Genomic DNA, 12,593 nt, shown 5'->3' on the forward strand with positions numbered 1-12,593 from the left:
GTGGGGTGTGGGGTGTGGGGTGTGGGGTGTGGGGTGTGGGGTGTGGGGTGTGGGGTGTGGGGTGTGGGGTGTGGGGTGTGGGGTGTGGGGTGTGGGGTGTGGGGTGTGGGGTGTGGGGTGTGGGGTGTGGGGTGGGTGCGATGACGGGTGGGTGCGATGACGGGTGGGTGCGATGACGGGTGGGTGCGATGACGGGTGCGGTGGCGGGTGGGTGCGATGGCGGGTGGCGAGCGTGGGTGTGGGAGGCCGAGGGCAATCGCCGGATAGCCACCTCTGCGATGGTGTAGAACAGTTCCATGACGGACCGGATCGCGGCGAACGCATCCGCCGCCGAAGCCCGGGTTCTCGGGCGTCATTTGAGGGACCTGGTGGGGCGACGCCGGCACGCCGACTTCGAGCTCCGAGACCGCGATCCCGTCGGCATTCTTGAAGAACAACACGTCACCAGATTGCAGGGCCTGATCCCGGTCCGGATCGGCCGCATGCTCCAGTCGCCGTTTGCCTACTACCGAGGAACGGCGGCGGTGATGGCACATGATTTGGCGACGGCGCCGGTCACCGGTCACCACGTAGTGATCTGCGGCGACGCGCACATCTCCAACTTCGGCCTGTTCGCATCGCCGGAACGCCGTGTCCTCTTCGATCTCAACGACTTCGACGAGGCGAGCGTCGGTCCCTGGGAATGGGACGTGAAGCGAATGGCCGCCAGCGTGTACATCGGGGCTCGCGACAACAACTACACCGAGGAGCAAGCCGCCAGCGCCACCGAGGCCGCGGTGCGTAGATACCGCGAGACGATGGCGACGCTGGAGCAGCGGTCAGCGATCGAACGGTATTTCTTCCAGGTCGAAACGGACTGGCTGGAAACCACGGTGTCCTCGGACGAGCAGAAGATTCTCCGCAAGACCGTCCGCAAAGCCCGTCAGCGCACGTCGGACCAGGTGCTGGAGAAGATCACCACAACGGATGGCGACGCCGGGCTCCGGATCAAGGATCAGCCACCGGTCATGATGCATGTCGATCACGCCAGCGATGCCGAGATCGAAGCGCTTTATGCCCAGTATCGTTCCACGCTCCGGGCCGATACGGCGCTGCTGCTGTCGCAGTTCACCCCCACCGACTACGTGCTTCGGGTGGTGGGCGTCGGCAGCGTCGGCACCCGTTGTTATGTGCTGCTGCTGACCGGTCCGGCCGGGGAGCCGCTGTTCCTCCAGGCGAAAGAGGCGCCAGCGTCGGTGATCGAGACCTATGGCGGGATCTCTGAGCAGCTTCCGGCCGTGGTGCCCCCCGTCGACACCGGTCACCAAGGCTACCGAGTGGTCTCGGCACAACGGATCCTGCAAGCGCAGTCGGACCCGTTCCTCGGCTGGATCGGGGGATTCGCCGGTGAGACCGCCGAACGCCGTGGCGTCGACTACTACTGGCGCCAGTTTCGTGACATGAAGGGCTCGGTGGACCTTCAAGGGCTGACGTCGTCGCAGTTCCAGACGTACGCAGCGTTGTGCGGCGCGGTGTTGGCCCGGGCCCATAGCCAGAGCCCCGGCACCGCGGTCATCAGTGGATATCTCGGCGCCTCGACCCGATTCGACGTCGCCGTCACCGAGTGGTCGAAGGCATACGCCGACCAGATCGAGCAAGACTTCGCCGCCGTCGAGAAGGCAGCTCGCCAAGGCAGACTGCCCATGCAACCTGGGGTATAGAGGCGACGTCTGAGCGCTCTCGGCGGCGGGTATAGCGAGGGTATAGCGCTGTCAGCGAAGGTATATCCGGTGACCGACGACGGTTCACTGTTTGTATCCGTACGCCGAGGAAACGAGTCTATGAACAGCCCCGAAGCTGACGAACGTACGCGCAGCGCTGAGCTACGGTTGAGCCGATTGGAAGGTGAGCTGCGTCGGCAGCGGTCTTTCGCCGGCTACGCGCGCCTGTATGGACCGCTGGCGGTCTTGGCGGCGATGTTGTCGTTCATGCCGATCTTCGACGACGTCGTCATCGAGTACGACAACGGCTCGGAGCTGCGGCGCTGGTTCGGCTCGCTCTGGGACATGGCCGGACGGGCCGGCGGTGATCCGGCGACGCTCGGCATTCTCCTGGTGCTCATCTTCACGACGCTCCTCGTCGCCGCGACTTTCCGTCCCACAACCGTCGGTCTGCCGGTCAGCGTGGTTGTTGTTGCGATCCCGATGGTGATCATGTTGGTTACCCGGCCGGGCACTGGTACCCCGAAGCCCGATCTCAGCGCACATGGCATGGCTGGAATGACCATCGTGATCCTGGCTGTCGTCATAGCCGTGGCTCAAGCGGCTCACGTGCTGTCGGCACGGCGGTCGGACCCGCCGGCCGGAGCGTCCCGCTGATCCACGAGGTTGAGCGCGTCTTGACGGGGGAGAGAATGCGCCGGCGAACGAGCAGAACCGGTCTGACCCGGTCGAATCTACTAGGTGTGATGTTGGCCGCGCTTGTTGTGGTGAGTGGTGCACCCGCTGCGGCGGTGGCCGCTCGGTCGGACGACAGTGCGGTGGACGTAGAGGTGGCCGACGATGTTTCCAGCGATGACGACCCAGGCGGCGGCGCTCTGAAGGCGGGGCAGGTGGTCACCGTCGCAGGAATCGGCGAAGCCGGCTATTCCGGTGATGGTTGGAATGCTCGCGACGCTCGGCTCGGTGAGCGGCTGAACATCGACGTGGGCCCGGACGGAACGCTGTACATCGCTGACCGCCACAACCGGCGGGTCCGCACCGTTGGGGGTGATGGAGTCATCGACACCATCGGCGGAACGTTTGCGGAGCGCTCGCCGGATCGAGATCATCGCGTGCATATTGACGGGTGGGTGTATAGCCCCAGGACGAACGTACCGGAAGCGGTCGCGGTTGGAGCTGACGGAGTTGTCTACGTCGCGGGGCGGGAGACCATCTATCGGATTAGCCCGGACGGTGACCGTGAGGTGATCGGCGGCGGCGGTGCCGAACGGTTCTGCGCTGGCGGTGATGGAGGGGACGGCGGGCCGGCGACTGAAGCGTTCATCTTCGCCCCGAACGACATCGCCGTGGATGCTGACGGCAACGTGTACATCGCGGATAAACACAATTACGCCGTACGGAGGATCGATGTCGACGGTGTGATCACCACCATGGCCGGTGGCGGTGACATCGGCTGCGACGAAGACCATGTCGACGCCGCGGCGCACCCAGAACTCGGCCGCCCGGACAAGGTGGTTGTCGACTCACGGGGCAACGTCTATTTCACCGAGGTTGACCTTGATGGTGGGCTCAGCCGCGTGGTGCGCAAGGTGACCCCCGGCGGTGAACTGTCCACCGTGCTCGGTGAGCAGCCGGAGGGGTTCGGTGGAGACGGTGGGCCGGCGGCTGAAGCCCAGCACAGCGGGGACCTCGGCGGATTGGCGGTAGACGACGAGGACAATCTCTACGTCGCCGACCAGCGCTATGGGCAGATAAGAATGGTCGACTCGGACGGCGTGATCAGTACTGTCGCGGCCGGGATCAACGTCAGGAACGACATCGCGATCGGCCCAGACGGGCATTTGTACCTCGCAGGTGGGGCGCGTATCTCGAAGCTGGCATTGGGGGCGGTGTCGACGGGCCCGGACGAACCGGCCACACCGGCCGAACCCGCGGCCGACCCATGGGCGGACGAGGAGCCGGGCACGGTGCTGACCGTCGCTGGAACCGGTGAGGAGCCAGCGGACGGCGCCGCCGACGATGGTGAACCCGACCCTCCGCGGACGATGGCGGCTGCTCCCGACGGCACCCTCTACTATGCCGGTCAGCGGCGTCATGTGGTCTATGGTGTGAACCCCGACGGCTCGGTCGGTGTCGTCGCCGGAACAGCGGCGGGGATCGGCGGGTTCAGCGGCGACGGCGGTCCAGCCGTCGCAGCCGAACTCACGTCGCCTTCCGGGGTGGCCGTCGGGCCGGACGGCACCCTCTACATCGCCGACGCCGGCAATGGTCGGGTCCGGGCGGTGGACTCGGATGGGATTGTCACCACGGTGGCCGGGTCGTCGGTCCCGGGCGAGGAGGACGTCGACGACGAGGTGCCCGACGACGAGGTGCCCGACGACGAGGTGCCCGACGACGAGGTGCCCGACGACGAGGTGCCCGACGACGAGTCCTCGGCCGATCAGGCAGAAGATGCACCCGGCGATGGCGGAGCGGCCGTCGACGCCGTTCTCGCCAGGCCGATCGACGTCGCGGTCGATTCAGCCGGCCGCCTTTACATCGCCGACTCGTCCAGCGGAGGCATCTTTACCAGTTCCCGGACTCGCATCCGGATGGTCGACACCGACGGAACCATTCACACCGTCGCCGGTGGTGGTTCGTTGGCTGGGCGGGACGCCGACGACGAGCCCGCCGTGGACGCGGCTTTGCCGGCGGTGCGGTCGCTCGTCGTCGACGATGAGGGCCAGGTGTACTTCGTCGACGTCGAGACCGCGTCGGTGCGGATGGTGACCGCCGATGGGATCCTGACCACGATCGTCGGCGACAGCTATCGGTGGATCAACGAGGGCGGGTTCGCTGGTGATGGCGGGCCGGCGGACGAGGCGGAGGTGAACGAGCCGCATGCTCTCGCGTTGGGTCCCGACGGGGAGCTCTACGTTGCTGACACGTTCAACAACCGGATCCGTAAGGTTGACTCCGATGGCGTGATCACCACCGTCTCAGGCACCGGCGAACGTGCGGATTCTGGCGATGGCGGTCCGGCGGTGGATGCGGCCATGATCGAGCCAGGGGCGCTGGCCGTCGACGAAGCAGGCAACCTGTATGTCGCCGGACACCGAAGTGAGCGGATCCGCACGATCGATCCTGACGGTGTCATCACCACGGTGGCCGAGGTGGTCGACGCGGCCACTAGCGATGAGGACGCTGGGCTGGCTGTCGAGACCACCCTGCTGAACCCCCAGGTTCTCGCCGTCGAACCAGCCGGTGTGTTGCACCTGGCCGCTGCTCGCGGGCCCGGCACACCCGAGGAGCGATGGGAGGTCGACCCCGGCGGAACGATCCAGGCACAGGGGAGCGGCCGCAGCGTGGTGCCTGAGGCGGACGGCTCGGTCCTGGTGGCCGACAGCAGCCGGATCCGGCGGGTCTACCCCGAAGGGCCCGAGGTTATCGTCGCTGGAGCTGGCCCGGACAGCGGCCCGTTCGACGACGGTCAGCGGGCCTTGTTCGCCAGCCTGTCGGTCCCTTGGGTGACGCGTGGTCTGGATGGCGCCGTCTACGTGGCCGATGGCGCACACGACGTGCTGTACCGGCTCGAGCCTGATGGAACGTTCTCGACCATCGCCGACGCGCAGCTCACCGCGCGGCAGTACTCAGGGGCCGCCGTCGACGCTGATGGACGTGTGTATCTCGCGAACACAGCGGTACACCGAGTCGACCTCATCGAACCCGACGGAACGGTCACGGCCATCGCTGGTGTCGGTCGTTCGTCGTACGAACCGGACGACGGTATTGGCGACGGTGGGCCGGCCACCGAAGCCGTCGTCGCCTCGCCCCAGGGGGTTGCGCTGGGCGCCGACGGCACCGTCTACGTGACCACTGGTTACGGCATCCACCGGATCGACGCGGACGGGACGATCCACACCGTGCTCGACGACATCCGGTTGGCCAGGGCCCTCGCGGCCGCCGATGACGACGCGGACGGCAACGACGTGGAGGAGTCGCTCTTGGCTGACGGTGCGGCATCGATGGCGCTGGACGCCCACGGCAACCTGTACTTCGCCGAGCCCGGACGGCATCGGGTGCGGGTGTTGGTTCGCCCGGGAGATATCGTGACGGGCTCCGGCGCCACGCCGATGGTGCTCGCGGTGGGCACCGCCGCCGCGATGGTGGTCCTCGTCGCCGTTGGAGTCTTCGGGCTGCGCCGTCGCCGCGCCGGGCGTACTCCGGGGCGAGGTGGTGGCGCGGGTATATAGCGCGGGTATAGCGGCGTCCCCGATGCTAGAGTTTGGCGCCCCCGGTTGTGGAGCCGCGGGTGGGACCGGGTGATGTCGGGGTTGACCACTCCGTGGCGGCGCCGGTCTCCACGAATACTTCTGATTCAAGATAGATGGGATTCTCACGTGCGTAGCAGTGTTGTTTGTGTCTCGCTTTCTGTCTTTGTGCTGTCTCTCGCCGCCTGTGGTGGTGATGACTCGGACCTGGCAAGCCCGGCGGACTGTGACGGTCCGCTGCAACTGACGGTTCAGGACAACGGGTCGCAGCCACATCAGCTGATGGAGCTCTCGCCGTCGGTCGGGGACGTCGTCACTCTCGACCTGACCATGGACACGGACATCTCCGCCCGGGTCGACGGCGATTCTCCGCAGTCCCAGTCCGTGCCGGGTATGCGGTTTGGCCTAGAAGTCACCGTGGCGGACGTTTCCGACGACGAGATCGACCTGACCTTCGTCTATGACGATGCCGGATTCGACGGCGATCCGATGGTGCAGGATGCGCTCGACGCCCTAGTCGGCGTCACCGGCAACCTCACCGTCACCAAGGCGGGTGCTTTTGTCCAAGGCGGCTTCGACGCCGGTCAGCTGGCCCCCGAGCTGGGTGAGCTCGTCGACCAGTTCGACCGTCAGCTCGCGGACTTGACCATTCCGTGGCCCGACGAGCCCGTGGGTGTCGGTGCCGAATGGGAGGTCGTGACGTCCGTCGAGGTGGCCGGCATCGGATTCTGCAACGTCGCCTCCTACGAGTTGCTGGCATTCGACGGTGATGACTACGAACTCGGGATCGGGGTCGAGCAGCAGGCGCTCCCGTCGTCGCTCGAAGAGAGCGGAGTTTCCATCGAGGTGCTCCGGGGGTCGAACACCAGCAGCGGGAGCAGCCGCGGCGCCCTGAGTGAACCCATGGCGATATGGGGCACCAGCGAGACGACCGGCAGCATGGAGATGAAGGTCGAGTACGACGGTGAGACGATGACTCAAGAAGTTGAGTCGACGGTGTCCCTCCAGATCGAGCCGCGCGGCTGATTTAGAGGCCGCGCGGAAGGGGGCGACTCCCACTCTGCGCGGCCGCTGAGGAACACCGTGTGTCCTGCCGGCTGTACATCACACACGGCCGGCAGGACACACCGGGCTCTGGCGCCGGATACGTCAGCGTAGGAGCGGCGTGATCGGGCGCCCGCGCCGCAGTGGCTCCGGCATCTGCGGGATGGGGGCGCGTCGCAACCGGCGGGCTTCGGCCCGCTCGACCAGGCCCATCTGCAGCAGGACGTCCACGGAGCGACGCCACGACACTCTGGCCTCGCCGCCCTGGCCGATCGTGGCCAGCAGATCACCCCGAAGCCAAAGGGCCAACGCCTCATCCTGGCTGACCCCACCGGCCCGAAAGATCTCGGCGGCTTCGGCGAAACAGCGCAGTGCGTCGCTGGAGCGTCCGGCCGCCCGGTATGCCTCGCCGAGCCGGAACAGAACGACCCCTCTGAGCTGAACGTCAGCACTGGTATCGAGAGCTTTGAGGTGGGTGTCGACCGCCGCGTCGACCCGGCCGGCCAACAGATACGTGCTGCCGAGGTTGGTCAGGGCCAGCGCTGTGGCCTTCCTGTCGCCGGTGGCTTCGTGGACCTTCAGCGACCGCCGGCAATGGTCGATGGCGTCGTCGAGCTGATTCGCCTGCCGGAACGTAGCGCCGAGCACGCTGAGCGCCTCTCCTTCGCCGTACGTGTCTCCAGCGTCCCGGAACAGCCGCAATGCCGCCAAGCCGTGTTCGGAGGCGTCGACGAACGAGTTCAGCAGGGTATAGATTTCGGCGAGGTCGAGGTGGGCGCGGGCCTGCCAAGCGGCTGACGTGGTGGCGGCATTCAACACCAGCCGGTTGAGCGCCACGATCCGGTAGAACTCGCCCTGCCCACGCAGCGGATGGTAGAGCGCGGCGGCCAAGCCGGCGAGCAGTGCGGTTCCCTCTCCCGGCAGATCCGAGGCGGCCTGGGTGGCGACGGCGATGTTGTCTGCCTCGCCCCGGATCCACCCGGCGATCGCCGGGCCGTCGGCTAGCGCCAGCCCGGGGTGGAGTAGCTCGTGGTCGGCGGGGCCTATCGACGAACGCTGCGGCGACCAGGATACGCCCCCACTTGCGGCAGCTCTCGCCGATGCCAGGTAGTGATGCAGGAGCCGACGGACGGCCGCCGCCCTAGCGGTGGCGTCGAACATCTCCGCTGCCCGTTCGCGAGCATAGAGCCGCACGATCGCGTGTAGACCGTAACGACGTTCGGAACGGGACGTCACGAGGTGAGCCTCGGCGAGTTCGAGCATGAGGCGATAAACGTCAAGGCGTGGCCATCCGGTCAGGGCAGCGACGGTGGGAACGGTGAAGTCATGCAGATCGACGAGGCCCAGGTGGGTGAAGACGGTGGCGGCCTCCGTCGACAGCGCGTCGTGCGCGACGTCATAGCTGGCCCGCACCGCGAGGTCGTCGTGTTCAAGCTCATCGAGCCGGCCCTGGGCACTGGCCAGCCGCTGACACAGCGCTTCGAGGGACCAATCCGGCCGAGCGACCAGCCGTACACCGGCGATACGCACGGCCAGCGGCAGCTGACCGCAGAGGCGAACGATGTCCGCAGCTGCCCGGGGGTCGGCGTTCACCCGTTCCTCCCCAGCCAGCTGAACGAGCAGCGTGATGGCATCGTCGACGGGCAAGGAGTCCAACACCATGTGTTCGGCCTGGCCCAGGTCGGTGAGCCGGCTCCGACTGGTCACGATAACCGCTGACTGGGAGTGGCTCGGTGGCAGGAGCTGGTGCACTTGCTCCGCGTCTCGGGCGTCGTCCAGGAGGATCAGCAGCCGGCGGTCGGCCAGGGCCGTGCGATATGCGGCCGTGGAGACCTCCTCCCCGACGTCGTCCATGGCGTCGTCGGCGCCCAGCACCCGGAGCAGCCGGTGGATAGCGGCCTGGGGATCGAGTGGTTCGACGCCGGGTGTCGCACCGCGCAGGTTGACGTAGAGCTGGCCGTCCGGGAAGTGCTGGCGTATGGCATGAGCGACCTGGATAGCCAGGGACGACTTCCCGATGCCGCCGGGGCCATCGATCGCGACGATGCGGCGTCGCCCCGTATCGGTGGTCAGCAGGGTGACAAGCTGACTCAGCTCCGCCCGCCGTCCGGAGAACGTGGGGTCCGCCGCGGGTAGCTCCGCGGGGACAGTCGCCGTCGCGGTCCCGGGCTGTGGCGGAGCGGACAGCGGGTCGACGGTGTGGTCGCCATTGAGGATCGCCCGTTCCAGCTCTCTCAGCTCGTGGCTCGGCTCGAGCCCCAGCTGGTCGACCATCAGAGCCCGCACCCGACGGTAAGACTCCAGTGCGTCGGCGGTCCGTCCGGCTCGATGCTGGGCGAGGATCAACTGGGCATGGAGCTGTTGGCGTAGCGGGTACAGGGTGGTCAGCGTCATGAGCTCCGGGACGAGCTGGTCGTGTTCCCCCAGTGCGAGGTCGGCATCGATCCGGTTCTCCAGGGTGACCTGCCGAAGCTCGTCCAGCCGCGCCGCCTCCAGCGCCAGGTCCGGATCTGCCTCGGCGATGTCCGCGTAGGCGTTCGGCGCCCGCCACAACGACAACGCACTCGTCAGCAGCTTCGCCGCGGCCGCGGGATTACCCGCCACGAGTTCCTGCCGTCCCTCCTCGGCCAGCCGGGAGAACAGTTCGTCGTCGGCATCACCCGGCTCCACCACCAGTTCGTAGCCGTCGCCGTGCCGGATGACCTGCGGGTGGCCGAGCAGCCGGCGCAACCTCAGCACATACCCGTGCAGATTGCTGCGCGCCGACGGGGGCGGTCGCTCCTCCCAGAGAGTGTCGATGAGAGTGTCCACCGACACCCGGGTGTTGCGATGGCAGAGCATGAACGCCAGCAGAAGCTGGAGTTTACGAGAGGTCAGCCGTACCGGGCGCCCGGTAGGGTCACGCAGTTCTAGCGCGCCGAGCACACTGAACCGCATGTGAGTCCTTCGATGTTCACGCCGGATCGAATCCGGCGGTGTCTGGTGGGTCTCACCGCCCATGGCCTCCGCCCCGCACGAATATAGCGGGCCGAAGCGGCCGTGGGAAAACGATAAACGGGGCGGCGGACGGCCGGACTCCACACAAAGCGGCCGGGGTCGGTAGGCGAGATACCGCCTACCGACCCCGGCCTGTCACATCGCTGTGACTATTTCATTGACCCCCGTCGGTCACACCGTGGCGCGACGCGTACGGGCATACATGGCACCACCAAGGGCGAGTAGCGCCAGGCCCACCGCGACCGCGATCATGCTGCCGGCACCGGTGTCGGGAAGTTCGCCACCGTCGTCGTCGCCGTCTTCGGTGCCGTTGTCGGCTCCCTCGTCGCCGCCGTTGTCGGTGCCGTTGTCGGCCCCGTCGTCGGAGCCATCTTCGGTGCCGTCCTCAGCGCCGTCGTCGGTCCCGTCCTCGGTGCCGTCCTCAGCGCCGTCGTCGGAGCCGTCCTCGGCGCCGCCGTTCTCGTCGCCCGGGTCGCCAGCCACAACCACCGTGACCGAGTCGGTCTGCGGGTGGGTGAACGACTCGATGGTCTGGCGGGCGGTGATGGTGGACTCACCCTCCGCCAGTTCGCCGTCGAGTGTGGTGCTCCAGCCGCCTTCGGCGTCGACGTCGGCGGTGCCGACAGTCTCACCGTCGACGGTCAGCGTCACACTGGCCTCCGCTTCCGCGGTTCCGGTGACCTCCAGGCCAGCCGGCTCGACCTCGGCGCCGTCCTCGGGCGAGGTGATGACCACCGGGTCGACGTCGAGCGCGTCGGCGGTGCCGGTGAGCTCGTAGTTGCCGATGCTGCCGTAGTCGCTGTAGCCGGAGCCGTTCTCCGCGGTGTTCTGGCTCGGGTCACCCTCGCCGCGTCCCTCGACCTGGAGGTAGTAGACGCCCAGTTCGAGGTCGTCGGCCAGCGAGGCCTCGAGACCGAATGCCCGCGGGTCGTGCGGGTAGCCGGTCGGGTCGACCGTGGTCTCCTGCTCGTTCTCCGCCAGCACATTGCCGTCGGCGTCGAGCAGCGACAACTTCAGGTCGATGACCGCATGTGCCTCGGTCACCGGGGCGACCTCCGCGCTGAACGCACCACCGGCGGTGACGAACGCGAACACGTCGACGTCGTCCCGGTCGATGATCAGACCGTCGGCCGCGAACTCACCGCTGGCGTTGTCCAGAACCGTGGCGTCGCCGATGCTGTCGCCGTGTGGGTCGGCGGCGGCGTCGGTGCGGTCGGAGAAGTTCCACCGCGCGTCCAGCGGCGCACCGTCGTGGTCGCTCTGCTCCCAGGCGCAACTGTCGTCGACGGGCTCGAAGAACTCGTCGCCGTACTGGTACTCGCCGTCCTGGATGACATCGCCGTCGCGGTACGGGCAGAACCCACCGTCGTACGGGTCACCGTTCTGGTCGAACAGGAAGAAGAACGAGTAGTCCAGGCTGCGATCGGTGATCGTGGCCAGGTCGTCCTGGTCCGGGTTGGTGGCCATGGCATAGTCGCCGTGCGACCACGAGGACATCGGCACGGTGTACGGGGCGCCCATGATCGGACCCCACAGCGCCTCCGGCGAGGCCGGCGTCGGGTTGTAGTAGTACTCGTTCCCGTCGATGCCGTGGTGCTCCAGGCCGAAGTTGTGACCGGCCTCGTGGCTGGCGACGCTGGCGATCCAGGTCGGGTTGTCCCCGATGACGTCCGCGAGCACGTAAGCGGCGGGGTCGGCGTACTCGACACCGAACCAGCCGAGGAACGCGCGGCCACCGACGTTGCGCATACCTTCCGGAAGCTCGTCCTGATCACCCACGATGAGAACGCGTGTACCGAAGTTGTTGTCGTCGGGGCTGGTCTTGAACAGCGCGTCCGCGCCGGGGTCACTGATGGTGACGTTGACGTTGAACGGAGCGAAATGCTGCGCGACGCCGGCCCACACCTGCGCCTTGAAGTCGTCGTCGACGTTGTACGCCGAGACGTCGATGCGGTCGACATCGTAGGCCCGGTTCCACTCGCTGCCTTCGATGACCGCGCCGTCGAACTCGAGGAAGACCGTCTGCGGGGCGTCGGGACGCGACCCGCCGACAGGGTCACCCGGCACGCTGGCCACATCGATGGTGCCGCTGGGTGTCGTGCTGGGGACGTCGAAATCGTCGACGAAGACGACACCACCACTGGGTGTGACGAATGCCTGGTCGGCCTTGAGGTAGGCCTCCAGCCGGTCCGCGCTCAGCCCGACCCGGGCCGCCACGGTCTTCAGATCGGCGCTGCTCAACTGCGACAGCGTCTCCGGGCCGCTGGAGTTCGGCTCGGCGAACGAGGTGGCTGCCGCGGCCGGGCCCTCCTGTGCGGGCCGGGTTTCGAGGCCGACGGCCGGCAGCGCGGCGACACCGAGCGCCAAGGCGCCGGCACCGCTGACTGCCACAGCGGCAGTCAGCCGTCTGCGGTGAGTTACTCGCACTGTGGTTATCTCCTGGTATCTCTTCGGTTGTTCCGGACCGGAGCATAGGTGTACCGGCCGGGCTCAGGGGAGGCCACCGACGTGCAGTCCGGAATGCCCCCCGGACGGCTGACGGACGTGAAGCTGGACCGGACGTACGTGCGGTCCGGGCAAGGTCTGCCAACCGGGCTATACG

At 67.4% G+C, this 12,593-nt stretch carries 6 protein-coding genes; 4 read left to right on the top strand and 2 right to left on the bottom strand.

Annotation, left to right across the window (positions count from 1 at the left end; all coding sequences use genetic code 11):
• Positions 1-296 precede the first annotated feature (296 nt).
• The 4 genes from G8760_RS15665 to G8760_RS15680 all read left to right on the top strand — a co-directional run bounded on the left by G8760_RS15665 (position 297) and on the right by G8760_RS15680 (position 6,976).
• Positions 297-1,700: a DUF2252 domain-containing protein gene (locus G8760_RS15665; RefSeq protein WP_166352795.1), complete on the top strand. Its 1,404-nt coding sequence runs from the start codon at positions 297-299 to the stop codon at positions 1,698-1,700.
• Between the two features lie 120 nt (positions 1,701-1,820).
• Entirely contained in the window at positions 1,821-2,357 is a 537-nt protein-coding gene (locus G8760_RS15670) for a hypothetical protein (RefSeq protein WP_166352797.1), read from the top strand.
• A gap of 89 nt (positions 2,358-2,446) precedes the next feature.
• On the top strand, positions 2,447-5,932 hold the full coding sequence (locus G8760_RS15675; protein ID WP_166352799.1) for an NHL domain-containing protein: 3,486 nt from the start codon (positions 2,447-2,449) through the stop codon (positions 5,930-5,932).
• Between the two features lie 300 nt (positions 5,933-6,232).
• Positions 6,233-6,976 carry a hypothetical protein gene (locus tag G8760_RS15680; protein WP_166352801.1) on the top strand — a complete coding sequence of 248 codons (744 nt, stop codon included), beginning with the start codon at positions 6,233-6,235 and terminating at the stop codon, positions 6,974-6,976.
• A 123-nt stretch (positions 6,977-7,099) separates the two neighbouring features.
• Here the strand turns inward: G8760_RS15680 and G8760_RS15685 are convergent, their stop codons facing one another.
• Positions 7,100-9,931, bottom strand: coding sequence for an AfsR/SARP family transcriptional regulator (locus G8760_RS15685; protein ID WP_166352803.1), 2,832 nt, complete (start codon positions 9,929-9,931; stop codon positions 7,100-7,102).
• Positions 9,932-10,162: 231 nt separating this feature from the next.
• Positions 10,163-12,382 (bottom strand): Ig-like domain-containing protein, encoded by a 2,220-nt coding sequence (locus G8760_RS15690; RefSeq protein ID WP_166352805.1) that lies wholly within the window; start codon positions 12,380-12,382, stop codon positions 10,163-10,165.
• Between the last annotated feature and the right edge of the window lie 211 nt (positions 12,383-12,593).

The organism is Phytoactinopolyspora limicola (assembly GCF_011320225.1).
Lineage (GTDB): Bacteria > Actinomycetota > Actinomycetes > Jiangellales > Jiangellaceae > Phytoactinopolyspora > Phytoactinopolyspora limicola.